The sequence below is a fragment of the Pseudoalteromonas sp. A25 genome, assembly GCF_009176705.1.
Lineage (GTDB): Bacteria > Pseudomonadota > Gammaproteobacteria > Enterobacterales > Alteromonadaceae > Pseudoalteromonas.
This window is the reverse complement of sequence record NZ_AP021847.1, coordinates 702,792-726,347: the sequence shown is the minus strand read 5'-3', so window position 1 is coordinate 726,347 and position 23,556 is coordinate 702,792. Positions and strand designations below refer to the sequence as shown.

General features: G+C 41.6%; 18 protein-coding genes. 12 read left to right on the top strand and 6 right to left on the bottom strand.

The features are described 5' to 3' along the window. Positions 1–12: 12 nt before the first annotated feature. Positions 13–1,041 (top strand): methionine synthase, encoded by a 1,029-nt coding sequence (locus tag GDK41_RS19675; RefSeq protein WP_152088173.1) that lies wholly within the window; start codon positions 13–15, stop codon positions 1,039–1,041. 89 nt (positions 1,042–1,130) lie between these two features. Here the strand turns inward: GDK41_RS19675 and GDK41_RS19670 are convergent, their stop codons facing one another. The 3 genes from GDK41_RS19670 to GDK41_RS19660 all read right to left on the bottom strand — a co-directional run bounded on the left by GDK41_RS19670 (position 1,131) and on the right by GDK41_RS19660 (position 4,695). Then, positions 1,131–2,726, bottom strand: a complete 1,596-nt coding sequence (locus tag GDK41_RS19670; RefSeq protein WP_152088172.1) for an ATP-binding cassette domain-containing protein — start codon at positions 2,724–2,726, stop codon at positions 1,131–1,133. Positions 2,727–2,990: 264 nt separating this feature from the next. Continuing rightward, positions 2,991–4,013 (bottom strand): hypothetical protein, encoded by a 1,023-nt coding sequence (locus GDK41_RS19665; protein WP_152088171.1) that lies wholly within the window; start codon positions 4,011–4,013, stop codon positions 2,991–2,993. A gap of 292 nt (positions 4,014–4,305) precedes the next feature. Further along, entirely contained in the window at positions 4,306–4,695 is a 390-nt protein-coding gene (locus GDK41_RS19660) for a hypothetical protein (protein ID WP_152088170.1), read from the bottom strand. Positions 4,696–5,143: 448 nt separating this feature from the next. Between GDK41_RS19660 and GDK41_RS19655 the strand changes: the two genes are divergently transcribed. From GDK41_RS19655 to GDK41_RS19620, 8 genes are all read left to right on the top strand, one after another. Beyond that, the gene (locus tag GDK41_RS19655) at positions 5,144–5,611 is read left to right on the top strand and encodes a DUF3293 domain-containing protein (protein WP_172971690.1); all 468 of its coding nucleotides are present in this window, start codon (positions 5,144–5,146) and stop codon (positions 5,609–5,611) included. A gap of 275 nt (positions 5,612–5,886) precedes the next feature. Continuing rightward, the gene (locus GDK41_RS19650; RefSeq protein ID WP_152088168.1) at positions 5,887–6,606 is read left to right on the top strand and encodes a glycoside hydrolase family 25 protein; all 720 of its coding nucleotides are present in this window, start codon (positions 5,887–5,889) and stop codon (positions 6,604–6,606) included. Next, on the top strand, positions 6,594–7,490 hold the full coding sequence (locus GDK41_RS19645) for a hypothetical protein (protein ID WP_152088167.1): 897 nt from the start codon (positions 6,594–6,596) through the stop codon (positions 7,488–7,490). Before GDK41_RS19650 ends, GDK41_RS19645 begins: the two co-directional genes overlap by 13 nt. Positions 7,491–7,906: 416 nt before the next feature. Next, positions 7,907–10,525: a TonB-dependent receptor domain-containing protein gene (locus GDK41_RS19640; RefSeq protein ID WP_152088166.1), complete on the top strand. Its 2,619-nt coding sequence runs from the start codon at positions 7,907–7,909 to the stop codon at positions 10,523–10,525. 46 nt (positions 10,526–10,571) lie between these two features. After that, positions 10,572–11,435 (top strand): substrate-binding periplasmic protein, encoded by an 864-nt coding sequence (locus GDK41_RS19635; RefSeq protein WP_152088165.1) that lies wholly within the window; start codon positions 10,572–10,574, stop codon positions 11,433–11,435. Then, positions 11,432–13,096 (top strand): methyl-accepting chemotaxis protein, encoded by a 1,665-nt coding sequence (locus GDK41_RS19630; protein WP_152088164.1) that lies wholly within the window; start codon positions 11,432–11,434, stop codon positions 13,094–13,096. The genes GDK41_RS19635 and GDK41_RS19630 overlap by 4 nt, the downstream gene beginning before the upstream one ends. A 62-nt stretch (positions 13,097–13,158) precedes the next feature. Then, entirely contained in the window at positions 13,159–14,382 is a 1,224-nt protein-coding gene (locus GDK41_RS19625; protein ID WP_152088163.1) for an Nramp family divalent metal transporter, read from the top strand. 105 nt (positions 14,383–14,487) lie between these two features. Beyond that, positions 14,488–15,597 (top strand): DJ-1/PfpI family protein, encoded by a 1,110-nt coding sequence (locus tag GDK41_RS19620; protein WP_152088162.1) that lies wholly within the window; start codon positions 14,488–14,490, stop codon positions 15,595–15,597. Between the two features lie 124 nt (positions 15,598–15,721). Here the strand turns inward: GDK41_RS19620 and GDK41_RS19615 are convergent, their stop codons facing one another. Then, the gene (locus GDK41_RS19615) at positions 15,722–16,234 is read right to left on the bottom strand and encodes a pyridoxamine 5'-phosphate oxidase family protein (RefSeq protein ID WP_152088161.1); all 513 of its coding nucleotides are present in this window, start codon (positions 16,232–16,234) and stop codon (positions 15,722–15,724) included. Between the two features lie 263 nt (positions 16,235–16,497). After that, positions 16,498–17,277, bottom strand: a complete 780-nt coding sequence (locus GDK41_RS19610) for a thioesterase II family protein (protein WP_152088160.1) — start codon at positions 17,275–17,277, stop codon at positions 16,498–16,500. A 221-nt stretch (positions 17,278–17,498) separates the two neighbouring features. Between GDK41_RS19610 and GDK41_RS19605 the strand changes: the two genes are divergently transcribed. Together GDK41_RS19605 and GDK41_RS19600 are read left to right on the top strand one after the other, a co-directional pair. Then, positions 17,499–19,541, top strand: coding sequence for a bifunctional 2',3'-cyclic-nucleotide 2'-phosphodiesterase/3'-nucleotidase (locus GDK41_RS19605; protein WP_152088159.1), 2,043 nt, complete (start codon positions 17,499–17,501; stop codon positions 19,539–19,541). Between the two features lie 118 nt (positions 19,542–19,659). Next, positions 19,660–21,849, top strand: a complete 2,190-nt coding sequence (locus GDK41_RS19600) for a DUF6359 domain-containing protein (RefSeq protein ID WP_152088158.1) — start codon at positions 19,660–19,662, stop codon at positions 21,847–21,849. Positions 21,850–21,889: 40 nt separating this feature from the next. On the opposite strand, the gene GDK41_RS19595 is transcribed toward GDK41_RS19600, so the two are convergent. Continuing rightward, positions 21,890–22,636 carry an alpha/beta hydrolase gene (locus GDK41_RS19595; protein WP_232056592.1) on the bottom strand — a complete coding sequence of 249 codons (747 nt, stop codon included), beginning with the start codon at positions 22,634–22,636 and terminating at the stop codon, positions 21,890–21,892. A gap of 240 nt (positions 22,637–22,876) precedes the next feature. Here GDK41_RS19595 and GDK41_RS19590 point away from each other — a divergent pair, with 240 nt between their 5' ends. Further along, a complete protein-coding gene (locus GDK41_RS19590) occupies positions 22,877–23,503 on the top strand; it encodes a LysE family translocator (RefSeq protein ID WP_152088157.1) in 627 nt (208 codons plus the stop codon). Positions 23,504–23,556 lie beyond the last annotated feature (53 nt).

Sequence of the window (23,556 nt, the reverse complement as noted above, 5' to 3'; positions counted from 1 at the left end):
AAAGAGCAGAATATGAAAACACTATTACCAACATCAACGGCTGGCAGTTTACCTAAGCCTGCTTGGCTTGCACAGCCAGAAACACTTTGGTCACCATGGAAGTTACAGGGCAATGAACTGGCTGACGGTAAGCAGGATGCGTTGCGTGTGTCGTTACAAGAGCAGCAATTGGCGGGCATTGATATTGTTAGCGACGGCGAGCAAACTCGTCAGCATTTTGTAACCACGTTTATTGAACACCTCGATGGGGTTGATTTTGAAAAACGCCAAACGGTAAAAATTCGCGACCGTTATGATGCCAGTGTGCCAACTGTGGTAGGCCCGGTTGCTCGACAAAAGCCAGTGTTTGTTGACGATGCTAAATTTTTGCGCCAACAAACCAAGCAACCTATCAAATGGGCACTGCCAGGCCCGATGACGATGGTCGACACCCTGCATGATGAGCATTATAAAAGTCGTGAAAAGCTGGCGTGGGAATTTGCCAAAATCTTAAATCAAGAGGCCAAAGAGCTAGAAGCTGCCGGGGTTGATATAATTCAATTTGACGAACCTGCTTTTAACGTTTTTTTTGATGACGTAAACGACTGGGGCATTGCCGCATTAGAGCGTGCTATTGAAGGGTTAAAATGCGAAACCGCAGTACATATTTGCTACGGCTATGGTATTAAAGCCAATACCGATTGGAAAAAAACGCTAGGCTCACAGTGGCGACAATACGAGCAAGCATTTCCAAAGCTACAAAAATCGAATATCGATATTATCTCATTAGAGTGTCATAACTCTCATGTGCCTATTGAACTGCTTGAGCTGGTTCGCGGTAAAAAAGTGATGGTAGGTGCCATTGATGTAGCCACCAACACCATTGAAACACCAGAAGAAGTAGCTAATACCTTGCGCGCAGCCCTTAAGTATGTAGACGCTGACAAACTTTATCCTTGCACTAATTGCGGTATGGCACCGTTACCTAGAGCAGTTGCAAATGCAAAGTTACAAGCGCTCAGTGCGGGTGCCGACATTGTTCGCCAAGAGTTGATGCGTTAGTGGTATAGCCGTCGTTAAGTTCAAGCTTTTACCATGGCACACGCTTGAACTTAGCATTAATAACGAGAGTCAGTCGTCGTCAACCCCCTTTACACTGCATTTTTACTTTGCATCGTTAACGTATGAGTCACGCTGATCTGCTCAACGAAGTATGCGTCATGGCTAACGAGTAAAAAGCTCCCTTTGTAGTCATAAAGTGCTTTGGCAAGCTGCTGCCTTGACCGCAAATCAAGGTGATTGTCGGGCTCATCAAGCAGTAACAATGGTGCTGGACGCTGCTGACTTGCGCATAACAAGGTAAGCTTCATTTTTTCTCCACCGCTCAGTGACGCGATTGGTTGCTCAACTTTTTTATGTTTTAAGCCAATGCCGGCGAGCAGTGTGTAGCAGTCACTTTTGCAGATAGTAGGGCAGTTTTGCTCAACCACTTGAGCCACACTGAGTTGGCTCGGGAGTTGGCTAAAATGCTGGTCAACGTAGCTTAGCGTTGTGTTGACCTTTACTTCCCCTGATATGGGCCTTAGGTTGTTTAGCAATACTTTAAACAAAGTTGACTTGCCGCAGCCATTATTGCCTTTTATATGCCATTTTTGCCCTGCTTTTACCTGCAAGTTAATAGCCGATGCGTTGCCAAATGGCAGCTGTAAATCGAGGAGAGAAACGAGCGTCTTTTTTGCTATGGCCTCTTCTTGTCGTTCGTTAAAGTAAAACTCAATGGCATTATGTTGCTGGCTTTTTAACTGCAGCTGCTCTGTTTTGCTCAGTAGCTTTTGATTACGCTGTAGCTGGTTTTTTTGCTTACTAGCCAAGTTGGCCCCCGCTTTGTCTTTTTGGCTATTTAGCAATACCTTTGCTTGGCTGCCTTGTACCCTTAACTTTTTACCTTGAGATGCGCGTTGCTGAGCTTTTTCTTTGTCTTTTTGAGCTTGTAACTTAAGCTGGACTTGCTGGCGTTTTAGTTCATGTAACTGCTGATGAACTGCTTGCTGCTCTATGTCTTTTTGCAATAAATAATGCTGGATGTTTCCACCATAGTGTTTTAATCCTAAATTACTGAGCTCCCAGATATGGGTGACGTGCTGCAGTAGTTGTTGGTCATGGCTAATTAGTAAAGCATAACCACTAAAGCTATTGAGTTGCTCAAGCAACCATGCGCGCCCATTGCTATCTAAATGATTGCTTGGTTCATCTAAAATAAGCACATTGGCTGAGCTGTTAAATAGCTGCCACAACCTAAGCCTAGCCAGTTGCCCACCGCTGAGCATACAGCAAGGTAAATGTGGGTTGTCTGCAAGCCCAAGGTTTGCTAATTGTGCTGATAGCAATTCGGGCAATCGCCAGTGATCTGCTACTTGGTCAAACAGCGTTTGCTCATAATCTCCCTGAGCTATCGCTTCAAGTGCGGCGAATACTTTTTCGTACCCTAAAAACTGGGCAATGGTGATGTTGCTATTTACAAGTTGCTGTGGCTCTTGGCTGAACATTGCAACTTGCCCGTGCAACTCAACGTGGCCTAGGCTCGGCTCTAATTGTTTTGCCAGTAGCTTACCTAAAATGGACTTACCCACGCCATTATCACCTACCAACGCCGTACGCTGATGTGAAAGGGTGCAACTTAAATTGTTAAATAACATGTCGCCATTGCTAAATTGATAACTTAAATTATATGCGTGCAAAACGCTCATAGGTGCCTCCTAAACTAGGGGCAGCAAACGGGCCAAGTCGTAAACTCGCTAAAGTAGAAAAAGTATGATGATAGGAGGTATAAACGCAAAGCCACGCTCACTAACCCTGTAGATCCAAAAAATAAACTGATAAAAATGGATAACAGGACTTAGTTGTTCATGTTGGCGTTTACTCCAATAATTGAATAGGCGCTTAGTTTAATCTTTGAGAATGTAAAAATAAAGAGCAAACACATTTGGATGCTTGCTCTTCGTGATGTGGTTTTACTGTTTAACCTTTACGCCTTGTTTAATATTGTCAACGTGCACGCCCCCTGAAGTATCACTTTCAATGGCTAGGCTAAGTGCGCCATCAACGTAAATATCACCTGCATCATCATTTATTGTGACATTTCCTTGGCTGTTACTAACACGTAGATCGCCGCTACCATCGTTAATGCTTACATCGCCTTTAGCATCTGTAATTTGAATATTGCCCGCATCGTCGCGAATAGTAATATCTTGCGCGCCATCAACACTTAGGTTACCTGAGCCATCAATAATAAAGAGTGAGCCTGTTAGCTCAACTATATCAATGTTGCCCGAATCGTCGCGAAGATTAAGATTTTGACCACCGATAATATTGATATCACCTGAGCCATCTTTAATATCCATATCGCCAACTATGCCTGACAGACTGATGTTACCAGCGTCATCGGTTAATGTTAGGCGTTTACCGCCAGCAATTGAAATGTCGCCTGAGCCGTCTTCAATCTCTAACACTCCAGTGGCGTTATTGAGAGTAATACTGCCTGAATCGTCATCTAGGGTGATATTAGCTCCACCATTAATGGTGATATCACCAGAGCCGTCTTCAACATTAATATCTGCGTTTAAGCCGTTGATTGTGATATCACCCGATGAATCTTGAAGTGCCAATGCTAAGTGACTTGGCATAGTGATGGTCATGTCGATACGTGGCGATGAGGTGACAAACCCAAAAGATACGTGTGAGTCAACTTCTGCGATAAGCTTTGCAGAATTGCCTTGCTGTTCAAGCGTAAATACGAATTGATTTGGCTCATGGGTGTAAATATCAGCGTTGGCTGTTATTTCTGATGTAGTTGAACTGCCGATAATTTTTATATCCCCTGCGTTTGCACGCGCAGACAGAGATTGTAAATTATTAGCCGATAATTGCAGTTGACGTTGAACATGTTCTTTTGCATCTGCTGAGGCGGTGTTTATATGAACAATACAGCCGCTTAAAGTAACTGCACATAGTAAAGGTGTGATGTGTTTTAACATGAAATATCTCAATCCGTTTTTATTGTTTTAAAACCTAACCAAGCAAGTAGGGGGCCAACTTTTAGTTATTGATTTATCAGGTTTTTTTAACTTGCTGAATGTAACCATTGTGCGATTTTAGTTATAATTACAATTTGTTGGTTAATTTAACCATTAATTAGACGGATACAGTGAGCAAAAGGTTGGAATAATAATAGATTTTTTTCAGAGGATAAAAATAGAAGGTTTAATCGTCAGTGAGGTGGCAATGTGCACCTCACAAATAACGCGATTATTTAGTCGAAGATATTGTTTAGTAAGCGGTAAAGTAGCTCACGTTGACATTACCTTCGTGATATAAAAAGTTGTGTTGGTGATAGTGAATATCGACAACTACCGATGCATAGTCGGTGCGAAACGCATAGTTGTTTGGATCTTTAGGGACAGAGTAGTAGCACTCGGCTTGTGCAAACAAATATACCTCTTCACTGGGTGGAGCAAAATAATAGACAGGGTTTTGCTCACAACTTTGTAGCTCGTATCCGGCATTATTTAACTGCTCTTTTACCACTTGATGTGTGCGACCATATTCTAATACTTCTTGCGTAGAAAAATAACCTGAAGCTAGATCTGGTGTTGCTAATGAAAAAAAGCTAGCAGATGAAATTAGACCAGAAATTGTGGTTAACAGTAATTTTTTCACAAAGAATTCCTTCTAAATTTATAAAGATAAATGCCTCAATGGCGGGTGTATCCTAGCGCCAAAACTTAACTTTGCACGTTAAATTTTAATGACAGTTTAGTTTGAGGTTGCGGTTATAAAATTGATATAAATCAATGGTTAGCGATTTTGCTTTTTCCGTAAACTCTGCATGCCGCGTGTAAAATTTAGTGCGTATTTTGGGGTTTGATTTCACAGTCAAAAAGTTGTGTTTTGTCACATTTTGGAGTTACTATTTATGGTTTTTTTATTTATTAAAAATTGAATCTCTGTATTATTATTGCACAGTTTGTTGCGATTGCTTATCTAGTATTAAAGTATTGTTTTTTGTTATTTAAACACTCAGCTAAATACAGGGCGATACTGTTACCATTGCGTGTTTTCGTTGTTAGTGAGTGTATGTTAGTGCTGAAATAAAAGGATGGATATTTTGATCAGTGAGCATCTATGGCAAGTTTACCAACAAGTTTATTTTCAAAGTTGTGTTTTTAGCAACACCTTACAAGCACCTAGTAACCACTCTATCAATCATAAGCATGGCTGTATTATTAGTCTTTGGAACCCGCGTGGCGCAAAGTGTACAAAGTTAACGAATCGATTGATGGCTAAAAAGGTTTGCAGTCGCCTTAAAGCGCTAGGCTATCGGTATGATTTGCTCTGGGGTGGCGATAGGCGAATGGCGTATAAAGAATTAAGTGCCTTTGTGAGCTGCACGCTCATGGAGGCGAAAGAAATAGCGAGTCACAGCGAGCAATTGGCATTTTATTATGTTTCACACCGAGGCATGCTTTGGCTGGTAAGATCGGATGATATCAAATTTAAAAAGCGGGTGTGTAAAGACATTCAACGGAGAATGCGCATTACGGTGTTTTCTAGGAAGAACCTTGCTTTTAAATAGGCACAATTTTAAGCATGCGTAACCGTCTTTACCAGTTCCAGTACTAGTATCAGAGTGCTGAATGTAGTTGTGCTTTTAATGTTAGTATTTTGAGTACTGACATCAATGCTTGTTTAAAACCAGCTTTATTGCAAAAAACTCAGAGCAATATTGGCTCGTTGTGCTGGCGTGTTAATATTTTGTTTTTAGTTGTGTACTTTTTCTGTGTTTTATATTTAAATTACTGAATAGATTAACATAATTCGCTAGCAAGCAGCGTGTTTCAAGGAAGTTCGATGAGTTATAAACTGCTAACTCAGATAGCTGTATTAACCACTATCGTTATTTTATGCATCAATAGGCCCGTTTTATTTGATGTGTTTGTCCCCTTAAAATCTAGCTCCGAATTTTCTTTAGGTACACACGGTATCGATGTATCACATGATCAAGGAGAGGTAGATTGGCAACAAGTAGCACAAAGCGGTATTGAGTTTGTTTACTTAAAAGCCACCGATGGCATTACCTACACAGATCCTAAATATTTTTATAACCTTGAAGCACTTCAAGCTACAAACCTAAAAGTAGGTGCGTATCATTTTTTTGAGGCCGAAGATGACCCGCAAGCGCAGTTAGAACACTTCTTAACTCATATTAAGGGTAAGCAGTTGAGTTTAACGCCGATGGTAGATGTTGAACTTAAACGTGGTCAAAGTGCTACACAAATTAAAGCAAACCTTAAAACGTTTTTAATACAGTTGCAAAAGCAAACAGGTTGTAAGCCCTTGCTATATAGTTATGGCAGTTTTTGGCAAGCTAATTTGGGCTCTGAATTTAACGATTATCCATTTTGGTTTGCTCAATACAATAAAACGATGCAGCCACCAAAAGAGTTAAAAAATATCCAGATCTGGCAATATTCACAAAAAGGGTCTGTGCCAGGAATTAATACCCCTGTAGATTTAGACAAACTTGTTGATAACCAGCAAGGATTGGAGGCGCTAAAATGCAATTACTAACGTCGATTAGGTCGTTGATTGTCAGCCAGAAATGCCGACTGATAGCCGTGTTGTTGGCTGCCCTGAGCTTAGGGTTATTAACGGCTATCTTGCAGGGGCATTTTGCTGATAGCACTGTCATTAATAATAACAAACAATTGTACCAATCTAATCAATATTACCTACAGCAGGTTGAACATCAAATTATCAATGAGTTGGCCGATGTAAACGCCTTAAACGCTGCGCTTAATGTTGCTAAAAGTAGTCAATTTGGTATTTCGTTTATTGTTGACTTTAATGTAGAAATTGGCAGTTTGTTGACTGATTTATCTAATCTACTTGAAAAAAGTAGTCACTATCTTTTTTGGTCATTAACATTAGTTGGCCTGATACAAGCCTTTACCTTTTTGGCCGAACAGCTTTCTCCTTGGCTTTTTCAAGCGCTGTTGCTGTATATGAGTATTTGGAGCTTTTTGTGTGTTTTGCAGCCCAAGTTATGGTGCCGCCCAAGTTTACAATGGTTAGCAAAAGCATTTGCTATCGTTTTTGTGCTATGTCACATGATAATACCTTACAGTATTCATGTGAGTGCAAAAACCTCGTATTTAGTGGCGAGTGAACTTGGTCACAAAGCTGATATTGGCTACTTTAAAAATGTTACTCAAGAGCTACACGCAGAACTCTCTAGCAATGACTTAAAAGAACATGCAAAACATGGTGTAAAAGTGTTGCATAAGGCACTTGCAGTAAAGCTTTCTGATAAGGTACTCAGGGGCAATAGTGTGGTAACGCATAACCTTGCTCATAAGTTTATTGCATTTGTACTATTGCCGCTGCTGTTTGCTGGGGTGATGTTTATGTTGATGAAACGTTGCCTTAAAAGCTTATTAGTCAGTACCCAATGAGGTTACAAGCGCTATGTATAGAAATAGCGTTGTTACTTTATGGCTACCCTAACTTGTCTCTGCTTGGCATGAAAGCGTATATATACGCAAGTAAGTATCACCGTGCGATTGTAAGCATCTATAATTTTTTATTTATTAAAACATCATTCAAATCAGAACATAACGAGAAGATGAAAGGTGTTTTTAGCATTAAATCTTCCATTATTTAAACTGGTGGGAAGGTATAAATTTTTTGCTTTTATTCTTTTTTTAATTATTAATTTTAAAACCCGCAATAAAAACCTGCTAGCTCACATAATATTTGTGACTTTTAAAAATCCCCAACTATGCTTTATCTAGTTTATTTGTTTTACACGCTCAAGGCACATGGAGGTGACTGACGGCTCTCAATTAAAGTGAAACTAAGCGAGGAAACAATGGGTAATTACAAACCTCACCTACTCTCATGTTTTTGCATGGTGTGCGTATCCACAAACGTTCATGCAGAAACTAACGATGAAGTACAAGCTCAAAGTTCTATTGAAACGATTGTCGTTACTGGTTCGCGGATCAGACGATCGATACAGTCAGAGAGTTCTTCTCCTATTTCTAGTACAGAGCTGAGCGATCTGACGGATATAGGTGCCAACGACATTCGTGATTTGATAGAGGTGCTACCGTTTAATGCTGGCTCTCAAAACAACTCTGATAACTTATCGCAAAACTTTACTGTTGGTACTTCTAACGTCAATTTAAGAGGCTTAGGGGTGTCATCTACGCTTGTATTACTCAATGGCATTAGGCAAGTGACTTCCTCGGTGGTAACCGATCAGGGGGCGAGCTTTGTTGATACTGCTTCGTTGGTCCCTGCACTTGCGATTAAACGGGTAGAAATTTTAAAAGACGGGGCCTCTGCTATTTATGGATCAGATGCCGTCGCTGGGGTTGTTAACTTTATTACCCGAGATGATTTAGAAGGCGGTGAGGTTCAATATGAATATCGCAGCAGGTGGAGCGAAGGCAGCCAAGATGATACCAAAATCGACTTTGCCTATGGTGGATATGTGTCGGATTCTGCTCATATGCTGCTTGCTATCAGTTACTTAGAGCGTTCTAGTTTGTTACTTGACGAAGTTGATTGGTTAAAGCCTGCAACAAGTAGCTTTGGTAATCCGGGCAGTTTCGTTATTCCTTCTTTGGCTGATGAAAATAACCCAAGTGGTCTGACGGTTGCCGACCCCAATTGTGCAGCAAATGGCGGGAGTGTGTCACAAGGGTCCAACGGCAACTCATTTTGCTTGTTTGATTTTGGTCCACAGATCACCGCAGTACCTGACGAAGATAGGCTGCAAGCGTATGCGAGAGCTCAATGGGACTGGAGCGACACGACCCGTATGTGGGCTGAGCTTGGCTATGCAAGAAACAAAATTACCCGAGAAGTGTCACCCAGCTTTCCGGTTTTAAATGCACCAAGCATTTTGGCATCTCACCCCAACAATCCATACGGAGAAGATATATTTTTTAGAGGTAGACCTTATGGGGTGGGTAAACCAACAGAAACTAATTACTATGATCACACCACAACGCGGGTTGCTTTTGGTGCCGATGGTGAGTTAACCGAGGGCATTTATTGGCAAGCGTCGTTTGTCGCAGCTGCAAACGATGCAATCTTAAATCCCAGAGATGTGATAACTGACAACTTCCAAGCTTCCTTACATGGATTTGGAGGTAATAAATGTAGTGGCGGCGCAGCTTCGCAAGCGGGCGTAGGTGAGTGCTATTACTTTAATCCATTTGACCCACAAGACCCCAATAATGAGTTATTAAGAGATTATATAATCGGTGATTATATGGGGGATGCTGAATCAGAAATGCGTGTTTATGAGGCGGTCATCACCGGCGATTCGTTATTTGAGTTGGATGGCGGAGATGCGGGCTTCGCCCTTGGTATTCAATATCGTGATGAGTCAATTAATAATGTATACGACTCGTTTACCCAACAAGATAGTTTTGCTTTTTTAATTGGTAACCAAAACTTTACAGGGGAGCGCGATGTAAAAGCACTGTTTGCCGAAGTGTTATTACCGATGAGTGAAAACCTTGAATTAGGTGCAGCAATTAGATACGAAGACTATGGCGAATTTGGCGGAGACACCACCAATCCCAAAGTGTCGTTTTTATGGTTAGCCACTGAAGAGCTTTCTTTTAGGGGCACGTTCAGCACCTCATTTAGAGCACCTTCAGTGCATCAACTACAAGGTGTGCAAACTAACTTTGCCAACATAACTGACCCTGAAGATGGCTCAACGACATTTGGTGGTAACCGCACGATTGGTGATCCTAATTTAGTACCAGAAACATCGGAAGCACTCAATTTAGGGATGTCTTATGCTTTTGATGAATATACTTTTGATATTGATTATTGGGATTTCTCATTTGAAGATGTGCTGACAAGAGAAAGTCATCAAGCTGTTGTTAATGCAAACCCCAATGATCCCTCTCGGGTAGTAAGAACGTCAGCGGGCACGATTTCTATTGTGAATACTAAGTTTATCAATGCTGAAGCGATAGATACCTCTGGGCTTGATATCAGTGCATCGACAATTTATCGCACTGACTATGGGGACTTTTCACCGCAACTTAAAGCGACTTATTTGCTTAGCTATGACCTAATGGACGCCAGTGGTAAAACTACCGATGGCCTTGGTAAATTAAATAGAAACACTGTGGGTAATCCTTCACCTCGTTTACGCGGCAGTATTGGCCTAAATTGGTCTAGTGGCATGCATCGGGCAAATTTTTACATTCGACATGTTGCCAGTTATACCAATGATACAAGCGGGGCTAACATTGATTCATTTAACACGCTAGACATGCAATATAGTGTGAATTTAGGGCAAGTATTAAAAGAAGATTCTGAAACCAACTTAATTGTAGGTGTGGTGAACGCCACAGATGAAGCACCTCCTTATGTGGCCATAGCGGGAAGCTATGATCCGCGTACAGGTGATCCAAGAGGTCGACGTGCATACATTAAGTTTCAATTTAGCTTTTAGGGCCAGACCAAAAGGGAACCCTAGTTAGTGATGAAGAATAGACAATATGGGTTGTAAAGCGCTTATCGTAGTGTTGTTGTTTGCCAGTTCTATACTGGCTCCCAATATACAGGCACGCGTGATTAACTTGGTCACACTTGAGTATCCCCCTTATGAATTTCAAGGGGCTCAAGATGCCAGCGGTATTGCGGTCGAAATAATACGTGAAGCATTTGCGCGTATCGACCAACCCATAAACATCCAATTTTTGCCCTGGGGTAGAGCGATTAGAGAAGTGAAAGCCGGTCGAGTCGATGGCATTTTTACAATCTACAAAACGCCAGAAAGAGAAACCTTTATGGATTACTCACAAGAGGTTTTGATCCAACAATCAATTACTTTTTTTGCCCTGAAAAGTCACCCTATTTACTATGACGGTCGAATTGCGTCTTTATCTCCGTATCGCATTGGCATTGTTCGCAAGGTGAGTTATGGCGAAGAAATAGATAAAGCGATTCGCTCGGGCACGCTGGAGAACCTAGTGACGACAGACACCGGAATTAATAGTTTTAAATTGCTACTTGCCGATAGAGTTGATGTTGTTGTCAGTAATCAGCTTGGTGGCATTGAAATACTCAAGCGTTTAGGCATTGAAGATAAAGTGGTGTCGCTCCCATCTTATGCCTATGACATTCCGAGCTATATCGCTTTTTCAAAAAGTAAAAAGCTAGGTGCAATGAGAAAGCGAATCGATATCGCACTTCGAGATATGAAAGAAGACGGCACTTATAAAAAAATCGTCGAAGAATATTTAAAGCATTATAGAGAACATCAACCAGAGCTAATGCAACTAAAAGAAATTGGCGCAGCAAAAGTTGAAACACAAAGCATGGCAGCAACGGCGGTGCGTGTTAGAGGGTCTAAAGAATGAAACTGAAGATTAAATCTAGATTGATACTGTTGTCTTTAATTCCCGTTATGATCATCTCGTCGGTTGTGATCACATTAACCTATGTTGAAGCAAAAAAACTCAGCGAAGCGCAAGAAGAACTAAGCCGCAAAGAAATGATGCGCATGAAGCGTGTAGAGCTAAAAGCGTATTTAGAGATTGCCGAGAGCGCACTCAATGACTTAAAGCGCAATAACCGCCCTGAGTCAGAAGTGATTAAATTATTGCGTAACATTAAATTTGGTCAGTCTGGTTACTTGTTTGCGTTCAAACCAGATGGGACTCGGGTGATGCAAGGAGATAGTAGTCAAGGTATAGGTAAAAACTTTATAGATTTAAAAGATAAAAGGGGTAATTACCTAGTTAAAGATATTATCGACTCAGCTAAAAGTGGAGAGGGGTATTCTGTTTACTACTTTCCAAAGCCCAATCAGACTGAGCCAATCCCTAAACTGGCCTATAGCATTTATTTACCTGATTGGGATTTAATTGTCGGTACTGGTTTTTACACCGAAGACGTTGATGCGTTACTTAAATCAATGAAGGAAAAAAATAATAAACAGGTCATAGAGAGCATTCAAGGGATTTTGGTATTCACACTGATAGTGTCTATTGTGGTTGCCATTTTTGGTTTGATAATTAGTAAAAGTATTACCGTACCGCTGCAAAAATTTGAAGAAACAATCGATATATTTGCTGCCAGAGACGCAGACCTAACCGCCCGTATTCCAGACTTTACCCTTCCTGAGTTTGATAGTTTAAGTAAAAACTTCAATATATTCTTAGGCCAACTTCATGAGTTAATTATAAAAGTAGCTAAGTTGACAAACGAAGTGGTGGCAGAAACCAAAGAAATTGCTTCTGCATCTGGCGAAATAAACTCTATTTTATTGCGCCAGCAATCAGAAACCGAAATGATTGCCACTGCAATGACGGAGTTGACTGCATCAGCTGAAGAAATATCACGCAATGCCAATGAAGCGGCTAACTCTGCGCAAAATGCCAATAACAGTGCCCAAGAAACGCAAACCTCAGTGGATGAAGCGACCGGTTCGGTTAATACGCTTGCGCAAAAGCTGGATGAAGCCGGTGAAGTCATATCTAAATTAGAGGGGGATGTACGCAATATTTCTGGCTCTTTGTCTATCATTCAAGAAATAGCAGAGCAGACAAACTTACTTGCACTGAACGCGGCTATTGAAGCAGCAAGGGCTGGTGAGCAAGGACGAGGTTTTGCAGTGGTTGCAGACGAAGTGAGAGAGCTTGCGACCAGAACGCAAAAAAGTGCGGCGCAAATTTTATGCGTGATTAACACACTAACAGATGGCTCTAAAGATGCGGTAAATGCGATGGAGTCGAGTAAAAGTTTTAGCTCTTTAACTGTCGAGAAAGCCGCCTCAGCATCGGAGTCTTTGCAACATATTGTGCAATTTATTCATGAGATACTCAATGTGAATGAGCACATTGCTGGGGCGACCAAAGAGCAAGATATTGTTGATAAAGAAATATCTCAACGTACAGAGTCTATTTCTGAACAAAGTAAAGAGTCTGCCGCAATCGGTGAACGTAATTTAGAAATAAGCTCTAACTTAAGTGAAAAAGCTGGGGAGCTGGCAGCTATCGTAAACCGCTTTAAAATTTGATACTGAACAAAGTTAAAGCTGTAAGTTGCTTTGGCCAAGTACTCTCTTAATAACAGGATGAAATGCATATGCTCAATAAATTGAAGAACTTTGGGCCCGGGGTAATCGTAACAGCGGCGTTTATAGGGCCTGGCACTATCACCGCCTGTACGTTAGCAGGGGCAAATTATGGGTATGTGCTGTTATGGGCTTTGGTATTTGCAACGATAGCAACGATTGTTTTGCAAGAAATGTCGGCACGAGTGGGCATTGTGACGCAAAAGGGCTTAGGGGAGGTGATCAATCAGTCTCTTGCCGACTCTTTTTGGAAGTGGCCTTTGTTCGCGCTGATTATTATTGCTATCTGTATTGGTAACGCCGCTTATGAAGCTGGCAATTTAGTCGGCGCTGCATTGGGTATTGAGGCGATCACTAATCCAAATAAGTGGATATTTAGAGGCTCAATTATTGCACTAACAGCGATTGGGGCGATTATTTTGATGCAAGGTACTTATCGGCAAATAGAGCGTATTTTGATAGGTTTGGTCTCAACGATGGCTTTGGCCTTTATCATCACTTTTTTCTTGGTAAAGCCTGATTTTTCTTTATTGTTCAAAGGGCTTGTTTCGCCTGCGATCCCTGATGGTAGTTTACTGACTGTAATTGCACTGATAGGGACCACGGTGGTGCCATATAATTTATTTTTACATGCCTCAACAGCAAAATCTCATTGGTCTAAGCCTGAAGACATACCTAAAGCGCGTTCAGATACCATTGTCTCCATTGGGTTGGGTGGGTTAATTGCAATATTGGTTACCTCTACGGCAGCTGCGAGTATTTTCACTTTGGGGCTCAGTGTTAATAATGCGCTTGATATGGCGATTATTTTTGAGCCAACTTTTGGCAGTTTGTCAAAATATTTGCTGGGTATTGGGTTATTTTCGGCCGGTTTAAGTAGTGTGATCACCGCACCGCTTGCCACAGCATATGTTATCTCCGAGCTGCTAAACCTCAAAGGAGACGTCAACTCTAAATCATTTCGTCTCATCTCTATTAGTATTATCGTTATAGGCGCGCTGCTATCAATGGCGAATGTTAAGCCAATTCAGATTATTATTTTGGCGCAATTTGCCAATGGGTTGTTGTTACCTATTATTGCTGGCTTTTTGCTCTATGCGATGAACAACAAAAGTATGCTAGGGCAATACGCTAATACGAAGTGGTCGAACTTTTTGGGCTTTTCTGTACTGCTATTTACCGCCTTTTTGGGGGTAAGACTGATAGCAAAGTCGTTGGGCCTATATTGAGCTACATTTATGAAAATTTAAGGTGAGTACTTTATTTTTTCACGGTTATTTCACATCGCTTCTTTTAACTTTGGTGCCTACATTAAAAGTTAAGAGAAGCCAATCATGTACAAGTTAATACTACCTACGTTTTTATTTGCAGCCAATTTTACTGTGTATGCTGGTGATGCACCCAATGTTGTGATGGTTCTAAGTAGCCATGGCAAACTCGATGCTAATGGAGAGTTGGTTCAGCCAGGTTATGAGTTTGATGAGCTAAGTAAAGCTTATCGTGTTTTTAAGGCAAATGGTTTAGATATTACGTTTGCAAGCCCTGCAGGGGGTAAACCAGTTGCTGATAAGTTTGATGAGAGTAAGCCATACAACCAAGCATTTTTGCAAGATACACATGCTGTATCGGCTCTAAGCGCAACATATAAAATTAGTACGCTTGATGCTGATGAGGTAGATGCCGTATTTGTGGTTGGTGGCAAGGGGCCAATGTTTGATTTGCATCAGCATCAACCGCTGCAAACGTTGCTAGCGAATGTTTATGAGCAAAAAGGGGTGGTTTCTGCGGTATGTCATGGTCCTGTAGCGTTTGTTGATGTAAAGCTCAGCAATGGCCAATATCTCGTTGCTAATAAGCGTGTGAATGGCTTTACAAACCAAGAAGAAATGGCATTTGGTAAAAAGTGGCGACCACATTTTGACTTTTTACTGGAAGATAAACTTAAAGAGCGAGGAGCTCAATTTACCCAAGCAGGGTTGATGTTAAAGCATGTAGAAAAAGATGGGAATTTGATTACGGGTCAAAACCCATTTTCAACCGCTGATGCGGCCACAGAGGTTGTTCGCTCTTTGGGTTTAGAGCCAGTAAAGCTTGAACCTAACAAAGACGACAAAACCATGGCGTGGGTTGCCAAAATAATGGCTGAAGGTGAGCAAGCGGTTGAAGCTTACCTACAGAATAAACAAGATTACGACACAATGTTAGTTGCGATGTCTGGTATTTACCAATTGCAGTTTGCTCAGAACGATACGGCAGTCAATCGCGCCGTAACCTTGCTAGAGTTGACGCAAAAGGAGGTAAATCATCCAATGCTTGATATAAACTTAGCGCAAGGGTATATAAAACTAAACAAACACCAACAGGCTAAAGCTGTGGTTGAAAAAGTGGTTAAATCACACCCTGACAACGAGCAAGCCAAAGCGCTATTAACTCAGTTGAAATAATCTATGTAGCCTGAGCTCGGGGTAATGGATATGACAAAGTTGGTTATATCAGTCCATTACCAGACCAAATTATACAGTGCTGTAGCATGTTGCTTATCCAGAGTTCAGGTTACGTAAGCACTCACTATGACACAGTGTCTTTTTTATACTGTGTCATCTTTCCTATATTCACGGGTTTAATATCAATAATTGTTAGGTCTCGCACATGGCTCATCGAACGCCATAGTAATTTGTGTCCTTTACTAAAGCTCAGCCATTTTACGCGGTTTTGCCAGCGCATTCTCTCTACTTCTGTTGCTTTTCGCAAAGGCCCTACTTCTGCTATTAGGCGTACGGCAGGAGGGCAATAGAATTGCCCTTTAACTAATGATTTTAACCAAAACCATTTGCTGCTGTTAACGGCGAGAATACTTACTGTGTTGCAATACTGAAGGTTACTTGGCAAATCTTTGGTGAATTTCTCGAAGTAGTAAGCATGGCCTTGACCACCTGCTAACTGACCTAATATCAATGAGCCAATCGGTGTTACATGAGGTAAACCGTGCCCATCCACAGACGCAACCGAGAAATGTAGTGACGAACGTAAAGTGGCTTTACAAAGTTGTTTGGTTTCTTGCCATTGTTGTTGTGTGATCATACGTTGTCCTAACCGAGTCATGGCCAAGTATTTTAAAACCGTATAGTAAAACCAATATGCACCCATGCTTACTAATTTTTACGGAGGAAACTTGGCACTCGCTCCATTATTTAAAAATGTGTATCACGCCGTTTTTGCTCGTCACTCATGAACTCCCTCTGTCTAAACACAATCAGCCCAGTTAACAAACCTGACTATTTGCTGTCGCTCTCTACCTGGCGTGCAGTAAGCGTGACTAACACTCAGATGGTGTTCCATGGCAGCTAGCTAACTTGACTTAGTACCCTTTGTTCATGAATATTTTCAATGATATTGCAGACCTCAGTTCCAACTTGGTCATTATGACTATCGATAAAGAAATGATCGCCAGCGAAATACTTAAAGGTAAACTCGCCAGAAAAATAATTTTGCCAGTTGCGTTGCTCCTGTTCAGTGATCTCATCTTTTTCACCCGCAAACACGCTGATATCGCAAGAGAACTGCTCTGAGCCTTGATATTTATATGTGTCAGCTAGTTTAAAGTCTGCGCGCAGCACCGGCATAAAGAGTGCCATTAACTCTTCATTTTCGAGGACTGCGGGTGGTGTGCCATTGAGATTTTTTAACTCTGCAATAAAAGCATCATCTTCCAGCAAATAAATGTTCTTAGCACTGCGGTCTTTACCTGGGTATGCACTGCCTGATGCGATAAAATGACACGGCTTGGGAAGTCCTTTTGTTGTTAATTTGCGTTGTATTTCAAAAGCGACTCTTGCGCCAAGGCTGTGCCCATAAAATATCATGTTGCTGCTTAAATGGGGGGTTAGCTCATCAATAAGCGTATCAGTGAGTGTGTCCATACAGCTTACAGGGGGCTCACTAAAGCGGCTACCACGTCCGGGCATTGAAATCATTATTTGCTCAACATAACTGGGCAGCACATCTTGCCAGTTGCTAAAAGAGCGAGCGCTACCGCCTGCATAGGGAAAACAGATTAGCTTTAAAGTGGCATGTGGGTTTGGTTTTGGAATATGTAACCAGGGTGTTGTTGGCAAGTAACTCATTTTAATGCTCTTTTTTTCTTGATGATACGTTTGATATATAAAATAGAGTGTATCTGGTTAATGTACAAAAAGAAACCTGTCAACTTTACGTATATAGTCTTCTTTTTTTGTTCCTAAAAGTCATAATTTTGGCATCAATTTGCCATGAATAATTCGCCTGATTGTCTTTTTTCGGCTCTATAGTACTTGCTCTATTTTAGATAAAACAAAGAGCACGGATTATGAAAACAAAGTTACTACCATTAGCAATATTGTGCGGCTCAAGCGCATTATTTGCTGGCTGTTCTGATTCAGACAACAGAAAAGAAGTTAAAAAAGTAGAAGTTCAAAAGCCAGTCGGAGTAAGTGAAGGAACCAAGATAGAAGTACGTTTACTAGAAACCACAGACTTGCATGCAAACCTGCTGAACTTTAATTACTTTGCTGATAAACAAGATGACAAAGTTGGCTTAGTCAAAACGGCTGCACTTATTCGCCAAGCGCGTGAGCAAGCCACGAATTCAGTACTGGTAGATAACGGTGATTTGATCCAAGGCAGCCCCTTGGGTGATTACATGGCCAAAATTAAAAATTTGGCACAAGGGGATGTACACCCTGTTTACGCGGCTATGAATACGCTTAATTATGATGTGGCGAACATTGGTAATCATGAGTTCAACTTTGGTTTAGAGTTTTTAAACGAAGCGATTAATGATGCCAATTTCCCATATATCTCTGCCAACGTATTTAAAGACGATGGTGATAATGATGCCAGCAATGATGAACCACTTTTCTCACCTTTTGTGATCCAAGAAAAAATGTTTAAAGACACGCAAGGAAAAGAGCACACGATTAAAGTAGGGTTCATTGGTTTTGTACCACCGCAAATCATGCAATGGGATAAAGCTAACCTAGAAGGTAAAGTGATCGCAAAAGACATAGTTGAAATGGCGAATCAATATGTACCTAAAATGAAGGAAGAAGGTGCCGATTTAATCGTTGCTATTCCACACTCGGGCTTAGAAGTGAGTGCTAAAAAGCCATTAGCTGAAAATGCCAGTTACTACTTATCTAAGGTTGAGGGTATTGATGCCATTATGTTTGGCCATGCGCATGCTAACTTTCCAGGCTCACGATATGAAGGTCTAGCTGAGCATGGTATCGACACTGAAAAAGGCACGATAAACGGTGTTGCGGCGGTAATGCCTGGCTTTTGGGGTAACAACCTAGGTGTGATCGATTTAACGCTGGAATATAAAGCTGGAGAGTGGCAGGTAAGTGAGTCTCAGTCTTCGCTTCAGCCTATTTATAAAACAGATGAAAACAGAGTAACCACGGCATTGGTTGAAAATGACGCGCAGGTAGAGTCCGCGGTAACGCAAGCGCATCAAGAAACACGAGAGTGGGTCAATGCGCCTTTTGCAAAAATTACTGCACCAGTTAATAGCTATTTTGCACTTGTGAATGACGACCCATCTATTCAAATCGTCACCGATGCGCAAACTTGGTACACCAAGAAGATAGTGCAAGGCACAGAGTTGGATGGTTTACCTATTTTATCTGCAGGTGCCCCTTTTAGAGCTGGTCGTGGTGGTGCTGATGATTACACCTCAATTGCGACGGGAGATATCGCTTATCGCAACGTGGCTGACTTATACATTTACCCAAATGTCTTAAAAGTATTAAAGCTAACTGGTGCGCAAGTAAAAGAGTGGCTCGAAATGTCGGCAGGGCAATTTCAGCAAATTGATGCCAATAACACAGATGTGCAGATGCTAGTTAATCCAAAGTTCCCGTCATATAACTTTGATGTAATAGATGGCGTGACTTATCAAATAGATGTGACTCAGCCAGCGCGTTATAGTGCCAAAGGCGAAAAGGTATCTGAAGGCCAGCGTATCATCGAGCTTAAATACCAAGGTAAGCCTGTTAGCGCAACGCAAGAGTTTTTGGTTGCAACAAATAACTATCGCGCATCGGGCGGCGGTAACTTCCCCGCTATTACCGCGGATAAAATTGTGGTTGACTCTCCAGATGAAAACCGTCAAGTGGTAGCTGACTTTATTGCTTATCAAAGTGGTAAAAACAATGGTCAAGGCCTAAACCCATCAGCAGACATGAACTGGTCATTTGCGCCAGTTGCCAATGTACACATTCAATTTACCAGCTCAAATAGTGATAATGCAAAGGCTTACGCTGAGCAATTTAGCCACATTATCCCAACCACTGAAGTTAACGAAGATGGTTTTGCAGTTTACCAACTTGATTTAACTCAACCTCAGTAACTTGTACTGATTGACACAAAATGAGCAGCCTAATCGTTAGGCTGTTCACCTTTATCCCTAGCTGTAGTCTTTGCCATGCAAAGTGATAGGAATCTTAAACACTAACGGGAACTTAAGAATGAAAGCTATGTATAGAAAGAGTGCATTAGCGTTGCTATTGGGCGCTAGCATTATCAGCGGAACGGTTGCAGCAGCCGATGCATATAGTTGGAACAATGTTGCGCCAGTAAAAACGCCATCTGCGAGTAATAACAACGGTAAAACCGTTTACTTTGATGTGTCGCATGGCGGGGTTGAAGGCAACGCAGATTGGGTAATTGACGGTGCCTTTTCAGACTTTGCCGATGCGCTAGTGCAAGAGGGTTACACCGTAAAAGAATATCGCGGAGTAGACTTAAACAACGACGGTCGCATTCGCTTTTTTGACGACCGTGTAAATGGTACAGCTCAAAACGAAGCAATTATTACCTATGATGCGATAAAAAACGCTGATGTGTTGGTATTAGCTGAAACTAATCGCCCTTTTACACTCAATGAACAGGCTGCCCTTGAGCAATTTGTTGCTGCTGGAAAGGGGATCTTTTTTGTTGCTGATCACTATGATGCAGACCGCAACTTAAACACTTGGGATGCAACAGAGGTGTTTAATGGTTACAACCGTTCAGATTTGAGCAAATATAACATGGGTGGCGCGTACGGCGACTGGCGTAATCCCAAAAATGCCAATGCGGGGTGGTTGGTTGAGCACTTTGGCATTCGTTTTCGTTTTAATGCAGTTGACTATAAACAAGGTGTGAGCGGCGTTGTATCAAGTAATAAAACGGAAGGGATCACCCAAGGTGTGCAGCCAATCTTAATGGCAGCAGGGGCAACGCTTGCGATTGTTGACCCGCAAAAAGCCAAGGGATTAGTATATTTTTCTGAATCAGACAGTCCTGTTAAATGGCGACATGCAAAAGACCAAGGATTGTATTTTGGCGGTGCCGCAGAAGGCCCTTATGCTGCCATTGCTAAATCAGGTGCAGGAAAAGCGGCATTTATTGGCGACTCTTCGCCAATTGAAGATGCAACACCTAAATATCGCCGCCAAGATAACGGTAATACCAAAAAAACTTATCCAGGTTGGACTGACTCTGGTAATGCAGCGGTACTTGCGGTAAATATTATCAACTGGCTAGCAACTCCTGAAAGCTATCCGTATTTTGACGGTACAAATGGCCGCGTAAGCGGTGTTGCAACACCAACACCCATGGCAGTGCAAGAGTTTAGTGATCCTAATAACGGCCAGCCTTGGGGTACACCAGCAAACGGTTTTAATGCTTGGAACACTGATACTTACAAAAACAATTCATTTAACGCCCCTTATGGTGATGGACAAACTAACCCAGATCCCGACCCGGATCCAACCCCAACGCCTGGTAATACAATCTCTGTAGAGCAGGCGCTTGCTACAGAGCAGGGGACTGAGTTGGTCGTTATTGGTAAAGTAACGGCGGCTGTTAACGGTATTTATGGTTTGAACCTGAGCGATTTAAATAATCCTGCAAGCAGTATTTATGTGAAGCTTGAAAGTGGCCAACGTAACGACTTTAACCCGCAGCTAAACCCAAACATTTTAAATCAAAATATCATTGTAAGTGGTAAGCGTAATAGCTATATGGGCAAGCCGGGGATCCGTTATGTTAGCGACATTCAACTTGCTCCTACGGCATTGTCTGTTGAACAAGCATTAGCCACTGCGCAAGGTGAAAGCATTGAGTTAACGGGCCGCGTAAAGTCAGCACTAAACGATATCTATGCATTGGTTTTAGAAGATGTTAACAATCCTAGTTTTACTATCAATATTAAACTTGAAAAATCGCAACGCAGTCAATTTAGCCCACAGCTAAACCCATCGATTTTAGATGCGCAACTATTGATAAAAGGTGTGCGTGATAGTTATATGAGCCAACCTGGCGTGCGTCAGGTAAGCACAATTGAAGTGTTTGATGGCAGTGGCACAACACAGCCAGACCCAAGTGGCGATTTGTCGGTGTCGGATGTATTGGCGATGAATAATGGCCAAGCTGTGGTTGTCGCTGGGGTTATTACCGCTGCGGTTAATGGTAAGTATGCGTTGGAGTTAAGCGATGAGAGTAGCAGTGCTAACAAGCTTTATATCAAGCTTGAATCTGCTCAGCGCAGTACATTCAGCCCGCAACTAAACCCTAGCTTAATAGGTAAGCGCTTGCGTGTTGAAGGTATTAAAAATGACTATATGAGCCATGCGGGTGTGCGTAGTGTAAGCAAATTAACATTGCTTGATTAATGATTTGACCTAATCTTCAAAGGGCCTTTAAGGCCCTTTTTTATAGCTTTTGCAACGTATCACAATTGCTATAGGGTAAGTATTTTACGATGATTTTGTTAATGCGCTCTTTAAGCCAAAACGGCCCATAATCGCTCATATCATTATGTCGAGACTTATCTATCTTAACGATACAGCTGCCATAGTTTTGTTGCTCAGTGTCGCTAGGTAGTACATCTGGATCTGCAGGGAAATCACTCGCACGAATAGATAAGATATTAATTTTGTCGGTTCTAGGCAGAGGAACTCGGCGATGATCTAGCGTAATGATAGTATTAACGTACTTTTCACCTGACTGACCTAACAAAGCTGAAATATCTCCGCCGTTGGAGTGCCCAACTAGCAATAGGTGGTCAAAGTCGTAATTTGAAAGTTCAGGCGCAAGATGCGATCTAACTAGGTCAACGGTTGTGGCGCCGCGTTGCCAGTTTTCCATACGTGTTTTGTAAAAAGGCTGCTCTAAAGACAATGGTGGATCACTGGGTAACTCATGACCAATCGCCACAGTCAAATAGCCTAGTTGATTTAGTTGTGAAGAAATAAACTGATATTTTGTATGCTCAACTCCGTAACCTGCACTAATAAATGCCACTTTACAAGGTTGAGTTTGAGTGCAATTTTGTACGCTTTTTGGCGTGCTGACTTCAACTGGGATATGGCGATCACGTTGGGTGTCATGGATTGATGTAAGCTCGGTTTGTGTACTTATTGCGCTTAGTAAAGCGAATGCACTTAAAAAATGATGCATTTTAATCCTTTGTTTTTATTGGTGTTTTAGTTGGATTTTCCATAACGCTTTGTACCAGAAAAAACGTGTTTTTGCTATGCTATTGGTGATATGTTACTTAATGAGATACAAAAACTGCTTCTGAGCTGTGTAAAAGTTTTTGCTAAAAAACGCAAATTTACAGATACATAGTGTTGTTTTGTCATTATTGCTTAGGCTGCACTAGTTAAAGCCACTATATCGTTTTATAAAGGGAATGACATGAGTCTTACAACCTTACTTTTATTTATACCCGCGTGCTTTGCTTTGAATATGGCACCAGGCCCTAACAATTTGTTAGCACTTAATAACGCGCAGCGCTATGGCTTAGCGAACGCCATTTTTGGTGGGGTGGGCAGACTTGTGGCGTTTGTGGTCATGATTGCCCTAGCAGCCAGTGGTTTAGCCGTGGTATTGCTAACGTCGCAGTGGTTATTTTTTGCGATTAAGATACTCGGTGCGGGTTATTTATTTTGGCTTGCTATCAAACTATGGCGTGCACCAGTGAGCAATACACGCAGCGAAAGCAAAGAATCGAACGTGTCGGCTTTTAAGCTTGCCAAGCAAGAGTGTTTATTGGCGTTGGGTAATCCCAAGGCGATATTGATTTTTACGGCGTTCTTACCGCAATTCATTGACCCAAAAGCTGCTATAGGTGGACAGTTTATGCAATTAGGTGGCTTGTTTTTATTACTCGAGTTAATGGCTATTAGTATTTATGCTGCGATGGGGACTTGGTTGCGAACTTGGTTCAGTCGCTCATCTATTCAGCGTGTATTTAATCGAGGCTGTGCCGCACTCATAGCTACTCTTGGAGTGGCAATGCTACTAGATACAAAAGCGCGTTAATGGTTGATGAATAAAACGAATTTTATCAGCTAAGTTTTTTATCGTAACGATAA

Bases quoted from the DNA above. Each gene is read 5' to 3' on its own strand.
- GDK41_RS19675 (WP_152088173.1), top strand. From the start codon at position 13: ATGAAAACACTATTACCAACATCAACGGCTGGCAGTTTACCTAAGCCT.
- GDK41_RS19670 (WP_152088172.1), bottom strand. From the start codon at position 2,726: ATGAGCGTTTTGCACGCATATAATTTAAGTTATCAATTTAGCAATGGC.
- GDK41_RS19665 (WP_152088171.1), bottom strand. From the start codon at position 4,013: ATGTTAAAACACATCACACCTTTACTATGTGCAGTTACTTTAAGCGGC.
- GDK41_RS19650 (WP_152088168.1), top strand. From the start codon at position 5,887: ATGAGTTATAAACTGCTAACTCAGATAGCTGTATTAACCACTATCGTT.
- GDK41_RS19645 (WP_152088167.1), top strand. From the start codon at position 6,594: ATGCAATTACTAACGTCGATTAGGTCGTTGATTGTCAGCCAGAAATGC.
- GDK41_RS19640 (WP_152088166.1), top strand. From the start codon at position 7,907: ATGGGTAATTACAAACCTCACCTACTCTCATGTTTTTGCATGGTGTGC.
- GDK41_RS19635 (WP_152088165.1), top strand. From the start codon at position 10,572: ATGGGTTGTAAAGCGCTTATCGTAGTGTTGTTGTTTGCCAGTTCTATA.
- GDK41_RS19630 (WP_152088164.1), top strand. From the start codon at position 11,432: ATGAAACTGAAGATTAAATCTAGATTGATACTGTTGTCTTTAATTCCC.
- GDK41_RS19625 (WP_152088163.1), top strand. From the start codon at position 13,159: ATGCATATGCTCAATAAATTGAAGAACTTTGGGCCCGGGGTAATCGTA.
- GDK41_RS19620 (WP_152088162.1), top strand. From the start codon at position 14,488: ATGTACAAGTTAATACTACCTACGTTTTTATTTGCAGCCAATTTTACT.
- GDK41_RS19615 (WP_152088161.1), bottom strand. From the start codon at position 16,234: ATGATCACACAACAACAATGGCAAGAAACCAAACAACTTTGTAAAGCC.
- GDK41_RS19610 (WP_152088160.1), bottom strand. From the start codon at position 17,277: ATGAGTTACTTGCCAACAACACCCTGGTTACATATTCCAAAACCAAAC.
- GDK41_RS19605 (WP_152088159.1), top strand. From the start codon at position 17,499: ATGAAAACAAAGTTACTACCATTAGCAATATTGTGCGGCTCAAGCGCA.
- GDK41_RS19600 (WP_152088158.1), top strand. From the start codon at position 19,660: ATGAAAGCTATGTATAGAAAGAGTGCATTAGCGTTGCTATTGGGCGCT.
- GDK41_RS19595 (WP_232056592.1), bottom strand. From the start codon at position 22,636: ATGCATCATTTTTTAAGTGCATTCGCTTTACTAAGCGCAATAAGTACA.
- GDK41_RS19590 (WP_152088157.1), top strand. From the start codon at position 22,877: ATGAGTCTTACAACCTTACTTTTATTTATACCCGCGTGCTTTGCTTTG.